Raw genomic sequence first — 18,849 nt, forward strand, 5'->3', positions numbered from 1 at the left:
CTACCCCCTCACCTTGAATAATTCAATGACATGCTCGACGCCATTATCAATCGGAGCCGTAACGAATGATGGGAACAATCCGATTAAAATAATGCATGCCGTCAGCACCATGATCGGCACAGCTTCGACAAGTCTGGCATCCTTCAAGCTTGCATAACGATCGTCTCTTGGCCCATAAGAGATTGCCAGTACCCCACGAAGCACATAGACACTGCTTAATATAATCCCAAGTGCAGCAAGAATGGCTGCCCATTTCATCGTTCCGAACAGACCAAGCAGAGACAGAAGCTCTGCTACGAATCCCGACAAGCCTGGCAAGCCTAACGACGCCAAGCCTGACAGCAATAAGATGCCGCACAAGAATGGCATGCCCTTCGCTAATCCACCCAGTTCGCCAATTCTTGTTGTTCCTGTACGCTCCAATAATGCGCCTACCAGCAGGAAGAACAACGCAGAGATAAATCCATGCGAGACCATCTGCACAACAGCACCTTGAAGCCCAATGTCATTCATCGCTGCGATACCAAGCAGAACGAAGCCCATATGACTAATACTAGAATAAGCTAAGATAAGTCTAAATTCTGTCTGCACAAAGGCGAGTATGGCCCCATACAGCACATTAATAACACCCAGTACTGCTAGTAGTACAGCCCAAGATGCGGTCTCCTTCGGAAGCAATGCTGTTCCAAACTGAATAAGACCGTAAGCACCCATCTTCAGCAATATTCCTGAGTGCAGCATCACCACAGGTGCCGGAGCTTCAGCATGCACACGCAGCATCCATGTGTGGAATGGGAAGATCGGGAGCTTCACACCAAAGGCTACAATGAGCAAGAAAAAGACAAACGTCCGCATGCTGTCAGACAAATATACGCCGCTCTGCTCTTGATATATAAAAGAAGTCGCATCATTAATGTTCTTCATAATGACATCAAGATTGCCCGTATATACGTAATGGCCATTCGCCGCCATGTCCGGGTTAGGTGCAAAGCCTGCTGTCACCGTAAGTACAATGAAGGCAACTAAGAGAAGCGCAGAACCGAGCCCATTGTACAGCAGAAATTGATTCGCAGCCTTCTCGCGATGCATATAGCCCCAGATACCAATAAGGAAGTAAGTCGGTACCAGCGTCCATTCGAAGAACATGAAAAATAAGAACAAATCACGTGCCATAAAGACACCCAGCATTCCAACTTCAAGCAGCAGGAAAAGAATAAAATACGACTTCCAGCGTTTCTTCACATACAAGGAAGCAAACGCCGCCATCGAAGCTATGATCGTGGTCATTACCACGAGCGGCAACGATAGGGAATCTATCGACAAATGATATTGAATCGTAAATGCCCATGAGCTTAGCCCTTCAATCAATTCTGAATTGAGCGGAATCGATATCCATGACCATTGCTCTGCTATGGTTTTGCCTTGCTCGAGTGCATCGTAATTGCCATAAATGATAAGCGCCAGTAGAAGAGGCACGAATGTCGTTACAATGCCTGTCACCTGAATCGCACGTGTACGCCCCTGCGGAATGCACAGAAGCACAATGACTCCAAGAAGCGGAGAGAAGGTCAGCAGCGTTAGCAGCGGCATCGAAGAAAGTATATTCAGCATCTACCAGAACCTCCTTCCAAGTGCCAGCACGAGCAGAATCAATCCGACAAAGCCAAACAGGGATACCAGGCCATAAGTTTGCAGTTGACCGTTCTGCACACGCAGCGATGTTCGGCCAACACTGACTGTAAACCATGCTACCAAGCGTACCAGACCATCTATTACCCATTTATCGATTGCCTTCAGCAGTTGCCCAATACCCGTTAGGCTACGAACAAATACGATTTGATATAGTTCATCAATATAATATTTGTTGGCAAGCAGACGATAGACAGGTGCTGCCGTATGTTCGAGCGTATCTTGACGCTTGCTACCAGGTCCGTACATGACATATCCAAGTCCAATACCCAATACACCGATAAGCGCCGATACAATCATCACCATGATATTTGCGTGCTCACCTACTTCTTCGCCTGTGAGCCAGGTGCCGAAGCTGCCCCCGAACGGAGTGTTGACGAATCCTGCAACCACAGCCAGTACACTGAGCACGATCAATGGCACTGTCATAGACAATGGCGATTCATGCGCACTGGAAGCCTCGCTGTCTGCTGATGGAGCCCCCGTAAATACGAGAAAGAACAAACGCGCCATATAAAAAGCGGTAAAGAATGCAGCAACTGCACCAATAATAAATAAGAGCCAATTATTCTGATCCCAAGCCGCTGTCAAGATCGCATCCTTAGACCAGAAGCCGGACAGAGGTGGAATACCAGACAGTGCCAGTGCGCCAATACCGAATGTCCAAGCTGTAACCTTCATATTGCGGCCAACGCCGCCCATCTTGAATATATCTTGTGTATGTACAGCATGAATGACGCTTCCCGCTCCGAGGAACAGAAGCGCTTTAAAGAAGGCGTGCGTAATCAGGTGGAACACCCCTGCGGTCACAGCCCCAAGACCAAGCGCCATCATCATGTAGCCGAGCTGACTAACCGTTGAGTATGCAAGGATGCGCTTCAAATCGCGCTGTGCGATTGCAATCGTCGCTGCAAAGATCGCAGTAAATCCTCCAACACTCGCGACAATCGTCATTGCCGTAGGCGACATGTGGAAAATATCAAACGTACGTGCAACGAGATATACCCCTGCCGCAACCATCGTAGCCGCATGGATGAGTGCTGAGATCGGTGTCGGCCCTTCCATGGCATCTGGGAGCCAGGTATGCAGCGGGAATTGACCCGACTTGCCAACCGCTCCTACGAATATGAGAGATGCAATCCATGTCGTCAGTCCGGCAGATATACCGCTCTGTGCCAGTGCATCTGCATTGCTGAACACATTGCTGATCGATCCGAAGTCAAGCGCATGACCCGGCATGTACCAGAACAGAAGCAGCAGTGCTATAAATAAACCAACGTCTCCGATCCGTGTGACAATGAAGGCCTTCTTAGCCGCAGCACGTGCTGCAGGACGCTCATACCAGAATCCAACGAGGAGGAATGAGCATACCCCTACAAGCTCCCAAAAGATATAGAGCTGGAGTAAGTTTGGAGACAGCACAAGTCCAAGCATCGAGCTGGTAAAGAGCGCAATATAGGCGTAGAACACCGTTTGCCGCTCATCACCATGCATGTAGCCTTTGGAATATACATTTACTAGTAAGCTGACCAGCGTGACAATGACGAGCATTAGCGCGTTCAAGTTCGTCACATCGAATCCGAACTCCAGGCGGATGTCACCGAAGCGAATCCAATCAAAGCTCCGGGTATAGTCCTCCATCGTTCCGGACACCCGCTCCCACAAGAGGAGCGCAGATAGAATGAACGCAGCAAGAGAGCTGATGACACCGAGCAGAACGGCTGCGCCTTTCATCTGGCGGCCAAATGCCGTCAGTATGAGGAACGCGAGCAGCGGAATGACCGGGATAGCCCATGCGAATTGCGAAAAGACGGATTCCATTGTCGTATCCTCCCTACCGATTATCTCTTCAAGTCGTCAAATTCGTCCACGTTGGCCGTTCCGCGATTCCGGTACAACGCGATAAGGATGGCGACACCAATTGCCGCTTCTGCAGCTGCAATCGCAATTGTAAAAAGAGAGAAAATTTGCCCCTTCAGGCTCGGTACGACCCCGTATTTCGAAAAGGCAATCAAGTTCAAGTTCGCCGCATTGAGCATCAACTCAATGGACAGCAGCACAATAACTGCATTGCGCTTTGTTAATACACCATATAAACCAATACAAAACAATATAGCAGCAAGTGTTAAAAAGGAAGCAAGCATCGTACTCATCCTTCATCCGCCTCCTTCTTAGCCAGCACAATTGCTCCGATAAAGGCCACCGTCAACAGAACAGACAGCAGCTCGAACGGAATGACATGCTCTGTGAACAGTTGCTTCCCGATATTCAGCGTATTATCCTGAACCAATGCAGCGTCTTGATGTACAGGAAACTCAGAGCTGCGAATAGAGAAGAATAGCACTCCAAACAGGGCAATACAGCCTATCGCGGCTAACGCTTCCTTCCACGGCTTGACCAATGCCTCATCCTGCTTATCGTGCTTGGTCATCATAATTCCGAAAATCATGAGTATCGATATCGCGCCTGTATAAACAAGTACCTGTACAAAAGCAACAAATTCAGCATCCAACAGCACGTACATCCCTGCCAACCCTAGGAAGGAGAAGGCAACAGAGACGACCATATGTACAACCTTCGTAAAGTTAAGCATCAATACCGCGCCGGAAATAATGCAGATCGCCAACACGAAGAAGACTATCGTCCCCCCCGTCCAATCCAAAGAGAAGTTAAACACTTTTCTTCGCGCCCCCCTTCGGCATGGCGGAGTTGTTCTCTTGACGAACATTGACATTATTGTCGTTCAGCCAGTTCAAATTTTTGAACAAGTCATCGCGACTGTATGTCGCCAGTTCAAAATTGTTGGTCATGACAATCGCTTCGGTCGGACATACTTCCGTACAAAGATCGCACAAAATGCAAATCTCAAAGTTAATATCGTACGTGTCGATCACTTTGCCCTTCTTCTCTGGATCTGGATTCGGTTTGCCTGTCAACGTAATGCATTCCGTTGGACAGATACGGGCACATTGATTGCATACGATGCACTTATCCGGATCGAAATGCTGTATGCCGCGAAAACGGTCAGGCATTTCAAGCGGAACATCTGGGTATTTGTAGGTGACCTTCTTCGACGTCATCGCCTTGAATGTAACGCCTAGACCCTTCAACAGTCCTTTCACGGATCTCACCCCTAGCCTATTTGTTGAAAATTTCGATGTAAAACGCCGTCAAGAAGACGTTAAGCAGGGCAAGCGGCAGCAGCACCTTCCACCCAAAGCCCATCAATTGGTCTACGCGTATACGTGGCATCGTTGCACGCAGCCAGAATAGGAAGAAGACGCAGAATGAAAATTTCAGGATGAACCACAGCAGCCCCGGAATGAAATCGAGGAACGGAAGCGGTGGATGCCAACCGCCTAGGAACAAGACCGTCGTCAGTGCCGAGAGTGCGAATACATACACGTATTCCGCCAACATGAAGAAGGCGAATCGGAAGCCGCTATATTCAACATGATAACCCGCAACAAGCTCTGATTCTGCTTCTGGCAAATCAAATGGGGTACGATTCAACTCAGATACCCCCGCGATAATGAAGACAATGAATCCGATAATTTGCGGGATAAAGTTCCATTCCCAAAAATAGTTGCCTTGCCCTTCTACAATGGTACGCAAGCTGAGCGATCCGTTCAACATGATTATACCCGCGACTGAGATAACGAGCGGAATTTCATAGCTAATCATTTGCGCCGCTGAGCGCATTCCGCCAAGCAGAGAGTATTTGTTGTTGGACGCCCACCCTCCTAAAATAATACCAATGGTAGAGATGCTGGACAATGCGGCATAATATAACAATCCTACATTTAGATCAGCAAAGCCTAGATTAGCGGCATAAGGAATCGTCGCAATGACCGCAAATGCCGGTACATACGTGATGACTGGAGCCAAGATGAATAGTGCTTTATCAGCCTTGCGAGGTATTGTGTCTTCCTTGAGTAGTAGTTTCAATATATCAGCAACCGTCTGCAGCAGTCCCAGAGGACCTACCCGTGTAGGACCATGACGCAGCTGCATCCAGCCGATGACCTTGCGTTCGAAGTAAATCGCATAGGTTACGAAGCCAAGGACGACGAAAAGAAGAACAACTCCCCATGCAATAAAAATTAGACCATTCTGCCACGTGAGCGTCTGATTCAACAAGTCCCCCACTATGCATCCACCTCCCCGACGACGATATCGATCCCGCCCAGTATAGTAATCATATTCGTCATCGTTTCGCCTACGAGCAGCTTCGGCAGTATTTGCAAATTAACGAAGGACGGCCGACGGAACTTCAACCGGAACGGCTCCGCCTTGCCCTTGGATACGATATAGCAGCCAATCTCTCCGCGCGGAGATTCAATACGAGCGTATACTTCACCAGCAGGCGGACGTATGACGCGCGGCACTTTGCCCATTGTCTCTCCCTCGCTCGGGAATTGCTCCACAGCCTGCTCCAAAATGCGTAAGCTTTGCCGTATCTCTTCAACACGAATTAAATACCGTTCATAGCAGTCCCCACGGGTTCCAAGTGGAACATCGAATTCGAATCGATCGTACAGGCTGTAAGGCTCCTGCTTCCTCAAATCCCAATTCACTCCCGTGCAGCGTAGATTGGCACCGCTAAGTCCATATGCGATTGCCGTTTCCGCATCATAAGTACCGATTCCTTTAATGCGGGTCAGGAAAATTTCGTTGCCGCTTACGAGCTTGTTGTATTCATCCAGCCTTTTGCGCATGTATGGAACAAACTCGCGGACTTTGTCGATCCAGCCTGGAGGCGCATCCCACTTGACGCCGCCGACCCGCATGTAGTTGTATGTCAGTCGTGCCCCGCATAGTTCGTTGAACAAATCGATAATGATCTCCCGGTCGCGGAACGCAAATAAGAACGGGCTCATCGCCCCAATATCAAGCAAATACGTCCCCCACCATACCAAATGGCTTGCTACGCGTTGCAATTCCATAACGATAAGTCGGAGAAACTCTGCTCTCTCCGGAACTTCCAGCTGCATCAGCTTCTCAACGGCATGCACGAGTACATAGTTGTTCGTCATGGCGGACACATAATCCATACGATCGGTATAAGGAATAATTTGCGTATAGTTCAAGTTTTCCGCAAGCTTCTCCGTTCCGCGGTGCAAATATCCCATTACCGGGGTCGCTTCCTTGATCACCTCGCCATCAATCTTGACGACGATGCGGAATACACCGTGAGTACTCGGGTGCTGCGGTCCAACATTAAGCAATAGTTCTTCTGTACGAATCACAGGGTTACACCTCCGAATCTAACGGCACGTAGTCTTTGCGAAGCGGATGTCCAACCCAGTCATCCGGCATCATGATGCGACGCAAGTCGGGATGTCCCGGAAACGAAATGCCCAACAAGTCGTAAACTTCGCGCTCATTCCAGTTCGCAGTAGGCCATATAGGCGTTACCGATGCGATGGAAGGCACCTCGCGATCTGTCTTTACACGAACAGCAACCTCTGCTTTCGTGCTTAAATTGATAAGATGATAGATTACTTCTAAATGAGTTTCCTGGTCAATGCCGGATAAATTACGCAAATAGTCACACGACCAATCTTTATGTTCACGAAGCAGCTGAGCTGCTACCAGCCAATGTTCATTTTTCACCGTTACCGTTGGCAAATGATCATTGACTTCATTGATAGCCGCCTCTTCAACCGCATCCTCTGCGACTTCGGCCTTAAGCAGGACTATGAGCTGATCAAGAACTGGCTGTTTGGGTGAGGGCTCTTTCGGCTTTGGCGGTTCTTCATCTGCCTTAACCCGAGGCGCTCGTGCGGGCCGTTCTGGCTTCTCCGCAGCATCCCCTGCACCGTCTTCCTTCGCACGCGCTCTTGGTGGACGAGCTGCTGCATCGGCTGTAGTCGATGTTTCACCACCGCCTTCTGCTGCCTTCGCCCGCGCCGCGCGCGCCTCAGCAGCCGCTTGAATTCGCGCAGCCTTCTCCTCTTCCGTCAAAGGGGCACGCTTCGGCTTCTCCGTTTCCGCTGTTACGGAAACCTCCTTCGTCGCATCCGCATGCTCCTGGGATTCAGCAGATGCAGGAGCCACTGGATCATCTTGTAGTGCTTCCGCTTCCTTCTGCTCTTCTACTGTCCCTTCGACCGTCTCTAGCTTCTGCGCTGGCACTTCAGGGACGGTCTCCACATCTGATGCCTCCCGAACTGGCACTTGCGGTTCATCCGCTTTCACTTCGGACTTTTCTCCTGCTGCGGTCTTGATTCCTTCACTTGCTGTTGCTTCATCTAAATCCGGTTTTGAACCTAGATTCGATTCTGGTTTCGACTCTGGAATCGAATTAGATTCCGTATTTGATTCTTGCTTCGATCGTTGCTCAGAGGATTGTTCTTCAGCTGTCTTGTCCTTCTCTTGTTCCTCGCTCATCGATTCGTCACCCGCTTTCCGGTTTTCGCCTCATAGCGGATTTTCTCTTGCAGCTTGTTGATGCCGTAGATAAGGGCCGCAGGATTAGGCGGGCAGCCTGGAATATAAACATCAACAGGCACTATCTGATCCACGCCCTTGACGACTGAATACGACTTCACGTACGGCCCTCCAGCCGTCGCGCATGATCCCATTGCGATGACCCATTTCGGCTCCGGCATTTGATCATACAGACGCTTCAAGAGCGGCCCCATCTTCTTCGTGACTGTACCAGATACGATCATAACATCCGATTGTCTTGGAGACGTTCGAAAGATAACACCGAAGCGATCCAAGTCGTAGTGCGACGCTCCCGTCCCCATCATCTCGATTGCGCAGCAGGCAAGACCGAACGTAAGCGGCCATAATGAATTACTGCGAGCCCATGCCTTCAACTGTTCAAGCGTGCCAAAGAACACATTGCGTTCCAACTCCTGCCGTTCTTCCGGCGTAATTGATTCTAAAGTGAGTCCCATTGAAGCACCTTCTTTTTCCAGGCGTAAATTAATCCAACCAACAGCAATCCGACGAAAATCAACATTTCGACAAGTGCAAACAATCCAAGCTGATTGTATGCAACCGCCCATGGATACAAGAAAACGGTTTCGACATCAAAAATGACAAACATGAGCGCAAACAAATAGTACCGTACGTTGAATCGGACTTGTCCGACACCAACAGGTTCGTTACCGCTTTCATAAGTTGTTTGCTTCATATCTGTCGGCTTCTTTGGTCTAAGCCATCTCCCTACCGTCAGTGCGACAACCGGCAATAAAATACCGAGTGCAATAAAAATGGCCACAATGACGTAATTGTTGATGTACTGTTCCAAAAGTCATCCCCTCCGCCGCAGCAACTGCCATTTTGCAAAAAAATAGAGAATTTTGTAATAAACCCGCCACAATTATAACAAAACCTACCAACTCCGTCTATGCAATTAATACCACCTTTTGGACAGTTTTATGAAAAGTTGTTCGGTTTTGGTTATATACATATTCACATAAGGAGAACGATAGAAGATCAGCTGGTGAATGTTTTATGAACTTCTGGGAGCTCGAGCAGCTCTGGAGCCTCAGGAGAGTAACCAATCAGCTGATATGCTTCTTTCCTCTCACTGAATGCGACCACTGGCTGAGCTATGGAATTATATCTTGTAAAAACCAAAAATGCACTCCTTATAGACATTCATTAGATATGACACAGAGCTGTCTACCCAATGACTACTATAAAGAGTGCACTTCAGATTAGCAGATCCAAGAAGCGGCTCAGCTTACTTCAACTATCGCGTGCATGCTGCTGTCGCTGTTCCATTATCTATCGTTTGGTTTATTTCAATGTAATGCCAAATTCCGAGCCCGGTGTACCAGCAAAGACGATTGTGCCATTCTTAGGCAGCGTCACTTCGTTTTTGCCGCTGACAACTGTAAAGTTAACTGGTAGGCCTTGCTCGTTATAGACCACGAATCCACCCTTCGCCGGTAGCGCAACAGTCATCGTCTTGCCCACGGCTACATCCGGAACTGTATACCATCTAGCGTGCCCGTTCGCTTGCAGCGTGGCAGTTGAGCTTTTTCCTGCATAGAGGGGATTAACGTTCGCACCGCTGATATACAATTTGCCGGCTTCCTCCATGTATTCGACTCCGTCTTGCCTGAAGAATATAGATTCCGCCAGATCCCGACCGCCTAGCATGCCCGGAATATTAAGCTCGCTTGCGGCCGTGTTTGGACCTGTAATTTTTTTGTCCCCCAGATAACCCGGCAGTTCATCAGTAAGGGCTATTTGTATCGTCGGTTTCATCAAGAAATACAGAATGGAGGTATATTTCTCGTTTACTTGATAGAACGTAATGCCTTTTCGCTTCTCCCAAGTCTCAGCAGTCTCCTTAGAGAGCTTGTTCTCTTCCAATTTTTCTGCTGCATAGTGCGACAGTACAAACTGTCCCAGACCTGGCATTGTCATATATTCTCTCACCCAGATGTATGTGCGGCCATTCTTCTCGGTTACAAAACTGACCTTGGAAGTTCCATTCTCATTGATGAAGCTTCCATCCGATGTGTACACATACTTTTCTTTCGAATGATCAATGAGAGTCATTAACGGCAAAGTCAGTTCACCGTCCTTCTTGATCTCAACCTTCACTTGCTGATTTCTAGTACCATAATAACCAGCCTGATTCGCCACCTCAGCAGGCATTCCCGCCTTTACCGGCTTGCCGAAGGATTTCTCCGGTTTTATCGTTTTAATTGCCCCCTTCTCCTTCAGCGCTTGCAGCAGCAAGTCGTTCGCCAGCATCTCATTAGTCATGCTAGAACCGCCAGAAGTCAACACTGCTGCTGCCATCTTCAGTTCTGGAAGCACGACGAGGGAAGCATGATACAGCATCGTATCGCCGCCTTTAGCTAATCCCTTCAATCCATATTCATTGAATGGGAACAGCTTCACGCTGTCCCAGCCAAGTCCGTAGTTGAAACTATTGTCTGTATCTTCTGGCCATAAACCTTTCTTGTATTCCTCATTTGCCATCGCCTGCACCGCTTTATCAGATAGGATACCCTTCGTCTCACCTGTAAAGAGTTGCGAGAATCGCACCAAATCTTCCGCCGTGGAGTATATCCCCCCTGTACCAATCATATTCACAGTTTCATTAGGAAGCTGACCTGGGTAGAAAGGGAAATAGAGCCCCGCCAACTTGTCTTGTTCCAGTACGTCCTGCGATGTCTTCGTATGGCTCAACTTCAATGGTTCCGTAAAATTGTTATGTATAAATGCTGTAAAGCTCATGCCGCTAACTCTCTCTACCAGAATCTCAGCCAATGTGAAGCCATCGTTACAGTAAACAGAAAACGCGCCTGGGTTCGCTTTTAAGCTTTGTGTTGATAATTGTTTCAACAGCGTATCATGCGAGTAAGTGTCATTATCCTCGAACAGGAAGGCGTTGCCCATGCTGGTGCCTTGCAGGCCGGAGGAATGGTTTAGCAGCATGCGCGGAGTAATCTGCTTGTACCGTTCATCCTTCATTGTGAAGTCGGTGATATAGTTAATCAAGGGCGCATCGAGGTCAATCTTTCCCTCGTCTGCCAGCTTCATGACGGCTGCGGCCGTGAACACTTTGCTCGTTGAGCCGATGCCATACATCGTATCCTTGGTCAACGGCTCCTTCCCTTCTCTATCGTTGATGCCAGCCTGGCCGGACACCGTAATCTTGCCGTTGTCAATCAGTGCATATTGTACACTGACTGTCCCCATTTTAGTGAGAAGAGCAGCTTTCTCCGCCGCGATCTGTTCTAGTCTCTGAGTGACTGCTGCGACATTACTATTGCCTGTTGGGGACGCCATTACTGCTGACGGCACAATCATCGACAGCGCAAGGGTTAGTGCAAGTATCCTAGGGAATCTTTTTCTCATTACAAATTCCTCCTTATTGCGAATCTGTAATTAGTACGATTTTCCTTTTCGATTCGTTCATTTCAAAAGTAAAAACAGAGAAACAACAAAACCCCTTTCTGATCCTCAGATCAAAAAAGGGGCCAATAAATGCCCGCATTCCACGGGCCAGCTTCGACGTCTTCCAGTACAAGTTACATTCAACTTATATTCAACTTATATTCAACTTATATTCAACTTATATTAAACTCATATAGCTCATTTTCAATTCAGCTCAGCCCTAACCTAGATTCACTCTATTGAGCAGTGACCATCCATTTAGCTGGGCGTGGAAATGAGGGCAAAAAAAAGAGAGCTGCGATCCGGCCACAGCTCACGGAGGATGAGGAAACTACCTACAATTAACCAACCTACTGAAAATCAAAAGAACCAAGAAGAAGGATATTTCACTTGATGTGACGGTCCAAGAAGCAGCCTTCCCGAACGTTCACTTGATGAGGTTAATTGATAACCTTCATTTGAGAATGATTATCAATATTAACTGTCTTTATTATAATCAGACCCCGTACATGCGTCAAGCAATAAAATGATATTTTCCAAAATTTATTTTCCGATGAATGACGGGTTATGTGAAAAATGGTTTTGAACTCTGCTACATATTCGGTTTACAATATCCATACATCGGATCATACAACAAGGGGTTGAACGATAATATGACACAACCGATGATTTGGATCGTCGGCGCCGGCTGCGGCATCGGACTTGGCATTGCCAAGTCATTTGGACAACGTGGTTACCTTCCCGTTCTCATTACGCGTGAATCGAATACGCTAGAGCAAATGAAAGACATCTTGCATGATATGAATATTGAAGCGACAGGGGCTGTCGCACTTACTAGCGACGAAGCTGCTCTTCGTCAAGCACTGTCAGCACTTAAAACAGAGTACGGCACGCCTGAGGCCGTCGTATACAACGCCTCTGCCCATGCACCTGGACTTCCCTCTGAAGTACAGCCTTCTGATATGATCGAAGACTTCAAGGTTAACGTAGTAGGTGCGCTGACGACTGCTCAATGTATTCTTCCGGGCATGAAAACGAGCGGTACAGGTTCATACCTGCTGACGGGTGGTGGACAAGCACTGCAGCCGACAGCATCACTGGCATCTCTCGGTGTCGGGAAATCTGGTCTGCGCAGCCTTGCCCTCAGCCTACATGATGAGTTCAAGCAATACGGTCTCTATGCTGGCACATTGACCGTCTGCGGCTTCGTCCAGCCAAATACCTCCTTTGACCCACAATTGGTCGGAGAAGCCTTCTACAGCATGCATACGAAGCGCTCTGAGGCTGAGGTTATGTTGAAGCCATAATCAAGTTCATATGAATGATGAAAAAATAATCCTTATGAAAAAAGAGCTGTTCCAAAACCTGAGGGGTTCTGGAACAGCTCTTCTTCGATTTATATCATGATTACCATTCTTTTTGCGAGACTTTAATCCGCGTCACGGCACGTTGGAGCGACAATTCCGCACGACGGAAGTCCAGGGAATCCTGCTTGCTCCGTGCAGCCATCGCCAGACGTTGCTCCGCCCGGGCTTTCGCTGCCTTGGCACGTTCCACATCGATGTCTTCCGGCATTTCCGCGCTTTCTGCAAGCACTACGACTTTGTCCTTACGTACTTCGACAAATCCGCCATGAACCGCAATCCAATGCTCCTTGCCGCCTTCCTTGATCTTCATTGGACCAATGCGAAGCGGCGTAACCATCGGAATATGGTTCGCCAAAATACCGAGATCTCCTTCGACGCCCTTGACGCTAATCATGTCCACCTGCTGTTCGAACACTTTGTGCTCTGGTGTAACGATTTCCAACAAAAAGGTGCTCAACTGCGGTTTCCTCCTTCCGTTCTGCCCACCGCCATGCACTGGACAGCCCGTTTCACGTCAAGCCGCTTACAGCGTCTTTGCTTTTTCCACAGCATCTTCAATCGTACCAACGAAATAGAAAGCTGCTTCTGGAAGGTCATCATGCTTGCCGTCCAAAATTTCCTTGAAGCTGCGTACCGTTTCTTTAATAGGCACGTATTTGCCCTTGATGCCCGTAAACTGTTCTGCCACATGGAGTGCTTGCGATAAAAAGCGCTGAATTTTGCGCGCACGAGCAACCGTCAGCTTGTCTTCTTCGGATAACTCATCCATACCAAGAATTGCAATAATATCTTGCAGTTCTTTATAGCGCTGCAAAATACGTTTAACGCCTTGTGCAACTTGGTAGTGCTCTTCGCCGACAATTTCAGGTGTCAAAATCCGGGATGAAGATGCAAGCGGATCAACCGCAGGGAAGATACCCATCTCGGAAATTTTACGCTCCAAGTTCGTCGTTGCATCCAAGTGAGCAAACGTCGTAGCTGGAGCCGGGTCTGTGTAGTCATCCGCAGGAACGTAGATCGCCTGGATGGATGTAACAGAACCTTTTTTCGTTGAAGTAATACGTTCTTGCAATTGACCCATTTCTGTAGCCAATGTAGGTTGGTAACCTACCGCGGAAGGCATGCGGCCAAGCAAGGCGGATACTTCGGAACCCGCTTGTGTAAAGCGGAAGATGTTATCGATGAACAAGAGAACGTCCTTGCCTTCTTCATCACGGAAATGTTCAGCCATTGTCAGACCCGTCAAGGCAACGCGCAAACGTGCTCCTGGCGGCTCATTCATCTGACCGAATACCATCGCCGTTTTGCTGATAACGCCGGAATCCTTCATTTCATGGTACAAGTCGTTACCTTCGCGCGTACGCTCGCCGACACCCGCAAATACGGAAATACCGCCGTGCTCCTGCGCGATGTTGTTGATCAGCTCCTGGATCGTTACCGTCTTACCTACGCCGGCACCGCCGAACAGACCGATCTTACCGCCCTTCACATAAGGAGCCAACAAGTCGATTACTTTGATCCCTGTTTCGAGAATTTCAGCTTGCGTGGAAAGCTCGTCAAACTTAGGAGCTTCTTTATGAATCGGGCTAACTGTTTCTTTCACAACCTCGCCCGCATTATCAATTGCTTCTCCAAGCACGTTGAATACACGACCCAACGTCACTTCGCCTACCGGTACTGTAATTGGAGCGCCAAGATCTGACGCTTCCATGCCGCGAATCAAGCCGTCTGTAGAAGACATCGCAACGCAGCGAACTACGTTGTCACCCAAGTGAACCGATGCTTCCAACGTCAAGTTGATGTCAGGCGCGCCGGCAGTTGTCGACTTCTGCTCAATCTTGATCGCGTTCAAAATTTCAGGCAGTTGTCCACGTTCGAACTCAATGTCGACAACCGGACCCATTACGCTAATCACGCGTCCTTTACTCATCTCGTTCCCTCCTACTGTCAAACATGCATTTCCGATTAAGCCTGAGCGTTTGCCCCTGCTACAATTTCCGAAATTTCCTGCGTAATCGCCGCTTGGCGTGCACGGTTGTACACGAGCGTCAGCGAGTTGATCATCTTCGTTGCGTTCTTCGTCGCACTGCCCATCGCGGTCATCTGCGCGCCGAACTCACTTGCCTTCGCATCGAGGAGCGCACTATAAATAAGTGTCTCCGCATACTTCGGCAGCAACTGCCCGAGCACTTCTTCAGCAGAAGGCTCATATTCATACGATGTTACTGGACCGTTAAACGCTTCATCATCAAGCGGCAAGAGTTTTTTCTCTACCGGCACCTGTGTGATTGCGTTCACGAATTCGTTATAGAACAGAATCAGTTCATCATACTTGTGCTCTTCGAAATATTTCACGGCGTTGTATGCGATAGACTTAATATCTGCAAATGTAGGCGTGTCCGGCAACTCCGTAACAGCCTCCACGATATTAAATCCTCTTCTGCGGAAGTAATCACGACCCTTGCGTCCGATGACGAATAATACGATATCATCCTTCGTCAGCTTGTTTTCCTGCATCGTCACCATGACCTTACGAAGCACGTTGGCATTGTAGCCGCCCTTCAAGCCACCGTCGGATGTGATAACGAGATATCCCGTCTTCTTCACAGGACGCTTCTCTAGCATCGGGTGGGAAATCCCTTGCGTACCAGCCGCAATGCTGGAGACGACCTCCTTCAGCTTATCCGCATAAGGACGAGCTGCCTCAGCCTTCGATTGTGCGCGGCGCAGCTTCGCCGCACCAACCATCTCCATCGCCTTCGTGATCTGCTTCGTGCTCTGCACGCTCTTGATCTGGCGCTTAATCTCGAGAATTCCTTTAGCCACTTCCATCTCACCTGCCTTTAGCGCTTTGCGCAGGGCAAAGCGGACTTCTTCGAATGCGCACCGGGAGCCCTGAGGCTTCCCAGTTGCAGTCAACTTCTATCTATTACACGGACACGGCGAAGCTCTTTTTGAATTTCGTTACCGCTTCAACCAGTGCGTCTTCGTTTTCTTTTACCAAGTCTTTCGTATCGCTGATCGATTGGTAGATGCTATCTTGGTTACTTGCCAAGTAAGCATGGAATTCATTCTCGAAGCGTTGAATATCTGCAACTGGAATTTCATCCAGGTGCCCTCTCGTCGCTATATACAAGCTGACAACTTGCTTCTCTACTGGAAGCGGCTGGTTGACACCTTGCTTCAGAATTTCCATCAAGCGCTCACCACGGTTCAAGCGGGCAAGCGTTGACTTATCCAAATCGGATCCGAATTGGGAGAAGGCTTGCAATTCACGATATTGTGCCAAGTCGAGACGAAGTGTACCTGCTACCTTCTTCATCGCCTTGATCTGTGCGGAACCACCAACACGGGATACGGAAATACCTACGTTAATCGCTGGACGTTGACCGGAATAGAACAGGTCAGCTTCCAAGAAAATTTGTCCATCGGTAATCGAGATTACGTTCGTCGGAATGTAAGCCGATACGTCAGATGCTTGTGTTTCGATAAATGGCAATGCAGTCAAAGAACCGCCGCCATTCTCGTCGCTCAGCTTCGCAGCGCGCTCCAGCAAGCGGGAGTGCAAGTAGAATACGTCACCAGGATATGCCTCACGGCCTGGAGGACGGCGAAGGAGCAAGGACAATTCGCGGTAAGCCGCAGCTTGCTTCGACAAGTCATCATAGATTACGAGCACGTGCTCGCCTTTGTACATGAAGTACTCGCCCATGGAGACGCCTGCATATGGAGCCAAGAACAGAAGCGGTGCTGGCTCGGATGCCGATGCTGTAACCACGATTGTGTACTCCAATGCGCCATGACGACGAAGTGTTTCTACAACTTGTGCAACTGTAGATTGCTTTTGGCCGATTGCGACGTAAATACATTTCACGCCGTTGCCTTTTTGGTTAATGATCGTATCGATTGCGATCGTTGTCTTACCTGTTTGACGGTCACCGATGATCAGCTCACGCTGACCGCGGCCGATTGGAACCATGGAGTCAATCGCTTTAATACCCGTTTGCATCGGCTCATGTACCGATTTACGGTCGATAACGCCTGGTGCATTGGATTCGACTGGACGGAATTCCGTCGTAGCGATTGGGCCTTTGCCGTCTACTGGCTGGCCGAGCGGATTGACAACGCGTCCAAGCAGCGCTTCACCGACTGGAACTTCCATGATGCGGCCTGTACGCTTTACTTGGTCACCTTCGCGAATGTCTTTGTAAGGTCCAAGAATTACGATACCAACGTTATTCTCCTCCAAGTTGAGGGCCATACCCATAACGCCGTTAGAGAATTCGAGCAACTCGCCGGACATACATTGCTCTAGTCCGTGTACACGGGCAATACCGTCACCAACATTAATGACTGTACCGACTTCCGCCACTTCGATCTCCGATTTATATTGTTCGATTTGACTTTTAATCAGTGTACTGATTTCATCAGGTCTGATGCTCAACTCGCTTCACCCCATTCTTCCGTGCTAAATAGTAAATGAGTGTTCAAAAACGGACTTCTTGAACAGTCTCGATAAGAACTAACGTGCTTGCGATTTCAATGATCTATTTAGGCGTTCCAACTTGCCGGACAAGCTGCCGTCATACAGGTGATCCCGAATGCGGACTTGCAAGCCTCCGATTACGGCTGCGTCAACAACGTTATGAACGCGAATCGTCTTGCCTAGTTTCTGACCGAATTCAGCAGCGACAGCTTCCTTCTCCGATTCATCAAGCGGATAAGCGGATGTCACTGTTGCATCCAGGATGCCGAGTGCTTCGCCAGCAATGCGAACATAGCTGTCCGCGATCTCGCGCAGTGCATCAATGCGCCCACGTTCGATAAGCAGCTGAACCATGTTCAACACGATATCAGATACGTGACCGTCCAGTACTTTGCTAAGTACTGCTGACTTCTCGGCATGACCAATATTCGGCGACGTCAGAATAAGGTACAATTCATGATTGGCTTTCACCAATTCCGCAGTATCTTTCAACTGCTGTTCCGTTTCTGAGACCAGTTGACGCTCCTGAGCAAGTTCGAACAACGCTTTGGCATAACGCTTGGCGATTACGATGTTCTGGCTCATTGTTTGCCTCCTACCTCTTTCAGGTATTGGCCGACCAATTGCTCTTGATCTTTCTCGTCAACTTGCTTCTCCAAGATCTTCGATGCGATTGCCACGGACATGTTGCCCACTTCTTCGCGAAGAGCGGCAACTGCCTTGTTCTTCTCGCTCTCGATATCGCGAGCTGCTTCTTCCTTCAGACGAACAGCCTCGCTCTTCGCGCCGCCGATAATCTCGTCTGCTTGACGAACGCTCGTTTGTTTCGCTTGTTCGATGATGTCATACGCATCTTTGCGCGCTGTAGCAAGAGCTTCCTTCTGTTCTTCTACGTATACTTGTGCCTGTGAACGGCTATTCGCCGCTTCATCCAATTGCTGCTGCACGAGCTCGCGGCGTTTCTCCATCACGTCGAACAATGGTCCGAACGCGTACTTTTGAAGTAAGAAATATAGGATTAAGAAAGCAAGGATCGCCCACACGAAATTTTCCCAAACAAAACTCACTACAGTCACTCCTTTCCGTTAACATGACGTGCTAACAAAACGAAGGCGCGGATGGCATCGGCCTTCCCCGCCAAACCGTTTGTCTATTCATTAAGAGAACATTGCCAAGAAAGCGATAACTGTAGCGGCGAGTGGAATAACCTCGACGATACCAACACCGATAAACATTGTCGTTTGCAACATGTTACGTGCTTCTGGTTGACGAGCAATCGACTCAACTGTGCGGCTAACGATCATACCGTTACCAAGACCTGCGCCCAAAGCGCCCAAACCTACTGCAATTGCTGCTGCGATCAAATTCATTAGAAAAGTCCTCCTCAAAATTCATGTATTATTGAATTGCTTTGTTTATATGTCTCAC

19 protein-coding genes are annotated in these 18,849 nt (G+C 48.7%); 1 reads left to right on the top strand and 18 read right to left on the bottom strand.

The genetic code is table 11. From position 1 onward, the window contains the following. The 11 genes from M3661_RS00485 to M3661_RS00535 form a co-directional block, all read right to left on the bottom strand. The gene (locus tag M3661_RS00485) at window positions 1–1,611 is read right to left on the bottom strand and encodes a complex I subunit 4 family protein (RefSeq protein WP_065291432.1); all 1,611 of its coding nucleotides are present in this window, start codon (window positions 1,609–1,611) and stop codon (window positions 1–3) included. After that, window positions 1,612–3,510, bottom strand: coding sequence for an NADH-quinone oxidoreductase subunit L (nuoL, locus tag M3661_RS00490; protein ID WP_251481301.1), 1,899 nt, complete (start codon window positions 3,508–3,510; stop codon window positions 1,612–1,614). It lies immediately after the preceding gene. A 20-nt stretch (window positions 3,511–3,530) separates the two neighbouring features. Continuing rightward, a complete protein-coding gene (gene nuoK, locus M3661_RS00495; RefSeq protein WP_021257164.1) occupies window positions 3,531–3,842 on the bottom strand; it encodes an NADH-quinone oxidoreductase subunit NuoK in 312 nt (103 codons plus the stop codon). Beyond that, window positions 3,839–4,366 carry an NADH-quinone oxidoreductase subunit J gene (locus M3661_RS00500; protein WP_065291434.1) on the bottom strand — a complete coding sequence of 176 codons (528 nt, stop codon included), beginning with the start codon at window positions 4,364–4,366 and terminating at the stop codon, window positions 3,839–3,841. The genes nuoK and M3661_RS00500 overlap by 4 nt, the downstream gene beginning before the upstream one ends. Beyond that, on the bottom strand, window positions 4,359–4,811 hold the full coding sequence (gene nuoI, locus M3661_RS00505; protein WP_021258897.1) for an NADH-quinone oxidoreductase subunit NuoI: 453 nt from the start codon (window positions 4,809–4,811) through the stop codon (window positions 4,359–4,361). The genes M3661_RS00500 and nuoI overlap by 8 nt, the downstream gene beginning before the upstream one ends. A gap of 16 nt (window positions 4,812–4,827) precedes the next feature. Next, entirely contained in the window at window positions 4,828–5,838 is a 1,011-nt protein-coding gene (gene nuoH, locus M3661_RS00510) for an NADH-quinone oxidoreductase subunit NuoH (protein ID WP_021257167.1), read from the bottom strand. Continuing rightward, window positions 5,838–6,938 carry an NADH-quinone oxidoreductase subunit D gene (locus tag M3661_RS00515; RefSeq protein ID WP_021258898.1) on the bottom strand — a complete coding sequence of 367 codons (1,101 nt, stop codon included), beginning with the start codon at window positions 6,936–6,938 and terminating at the stop codon, window positions 5,838–5,840. The genes nuoH and M3661_RS00515 overlap by 1 nt, the downstream gene beginning before the upstream one ends. Before the next feature lie 4 nt (window positions 6,939–6,942). Then, the gene (locus M3661_RS00520; RefSeq protein WP_251481303.1) at window positions 6,943–8,082 is read right to left on the bottom strand and encodes an NADH-quinone oxidoreductase subunit C; all 1,140 of its coding nucleotides are present in this window, start codon (window positions 8,080–8,082) and stop codon (window positions 6,943–6,945) included. Beyond that, window positions 8,079–8,597, bottom strand: coding sequence for a NuoB/complex I 20 kDa subunit family protein (locus tag M3661_RS00525; RefSeq protein WP_021257170.1), 519 nt, complete (start codon window positions 8,595–8,597; stop codon window positions 8,079–8,081). Before M3661_RS00525 ends, M3661_RS00520 begins: the two co-directional genes overlap by 4 nt. Next, complete coding sequence (locus M3661_RS00530) at window positions 8,582–8,953, bottom strand: NADH-quinone oxidoreductase subunit A (RefSeq protein ID WP_005544817.1); 372 nt, start codon at window positions 8,951–8,953, stop codon at window positions 8,582–8,584. The genes M3661_RS00525 and M3661_RS00530 overlap by 16 nt, the downstream gene beginning before the upstream one ends. A gap of 494 nt (window positions 8,954–9,447) precedes the next feature. Further along, the gene (locus M3661_RS00535) at window positions 9,448–11,529 is read right to left on the bottom strand and encodes a serine hydrolase domain-containing protein (protein ID WP_251481306.1); all 2,082 of its coding nucleotides are present in this window, start codon (window positions 11,527–11,529) and stop codon (window positions 9,448–9,450) included. A gap of 692 nt (window positions 11,530–12,221) precedes the next feature. On the opposite strand from M3661_RS00535, the gene M3661_RS00540 reads away from it, so the two are divergent. Beyond that, on the top strand, window positions 12,222–12,875 hold the full coding sequence (locus M3661_RS00540; protein WP_251481308.1) for an SDR family NAD(P)-dependent oxidoreductase: 654 nt from the start codon (window positions 12,222–12,224) through the stop codon (window positions 12,873–12,875). Window positions 12,876–12,975: 100 nt separating this feature from the next. On the opposite strand, the gene M3661_RS00545 is transcribed toward M3661_RS00540, so the two are convergent. The 7 genes from M3661_RS00545 to atpE all read right to left on the bottom strand — a co-directional run bounded on the left by M3661_RS00545 (window position 12,976) and on the right by atpE (window position 18,791). After that, a complete protein-coding gene (locus tag M3661_RS00545) occupies window positions 12,976–13,392 on the bottom strand; it encodes a F0F1 ATP synthase subunit epsilon (protein ID WP_005544821.1) in 417 nt (138 codons plus the stop codon). Between the two features lie 66 nt (window positions 13,393–13,458). Beyond that, window positions 13,459–14,865: a F0F1 ATP synthase subunit beta gene (gene atpD / locus M3661_RS00550; protein ID WP_065291437.1), complete on the bottom strand. Its 1,407-nt coding sequence runs from the start codon at window positions 14,863–14,865 to the stop codon at window positions 13,459–13,461. A gap of 35 nt (window positions 14,866–14,900) precedes the next feature. After that, window positions 14,901–15,761: an ATP synthase F1 subunit gamma gene (atpG, locus tag M3661_RS00555; protein WP_028533393.1), complete on the bottom strand. Its 861-nt coding sequence runs from the start codon at window positions 15,759–15,761 to the stop codon at window positions 14,901–14,903. A 103-nt stretch (window positions 15,762–15,864) separates the two neighbouring features. Beyond that, window positions 15,865–17,379: a F0F1 ATP synthase subunit alpha gene (gene atpA / locus M3661_RS00560; protein ID WP_021257175.1), complete on the bottom strand. Its 1,515-nt coding sequence runs from the start codon at window positions 17,377–17,379 to the stop codon at window positions 15,865–15,867. Window positions 17,380–17,457: 78 nt separating this feature from the next. Next, window positions 17,458–18,006 carry a F0F1 ATP synthase subunit delta gene (locus M3661_RS00565; protein ID WP_065291438.1) on the bottom strand — a complete coding sequence of 183 codons (549 nt, stop codon included), beginning with the start codon at window positions 18,004–18,006 and terminating at the stop codon, window positions 17,458–17,460. Then, a complete protein-coding gene (gene atpF / locus M3661_RS00570; protein ID WP_005544831.1) occupies window positions 18,003–18,488 on the bottom strand; it encodes a F0F1 ATP synthase subunit B in 486 nt (161 codons plus the stop codon). The genes M3661_RS00565 and atpF overlap by 4 nt, the downstream gene beginning before the upstream one ends. A 90-nt stretch (window positions 18,489–18,578) precedes the next feature. Then, window positions 18,579–18,791 (bottom strand): F0F1 ATP synthase subunit C, encoded by a 213-nt coding sequence (gene atpE / locus M3661_RS00575; RefSeq protein ID WP_021257177.1) that lies wholly within the window; start codon window positions 18,789–18,791, stop codon window positions 18,579–18,581. Window positions 18,792–18,849 lie beyond the last annotated feature (58 nt).

Source organism: Paenibacillus sp. MER 180 (genome assembly GCF_023713665.1).
In the GTDB taxonomy this organism is placed as follows: Bacteria; Bacillota; Bacilli; order Paenibacillales; family Paenibacillaceae; genus Paenibacillus_B; species Paenibacillus_B suaedae.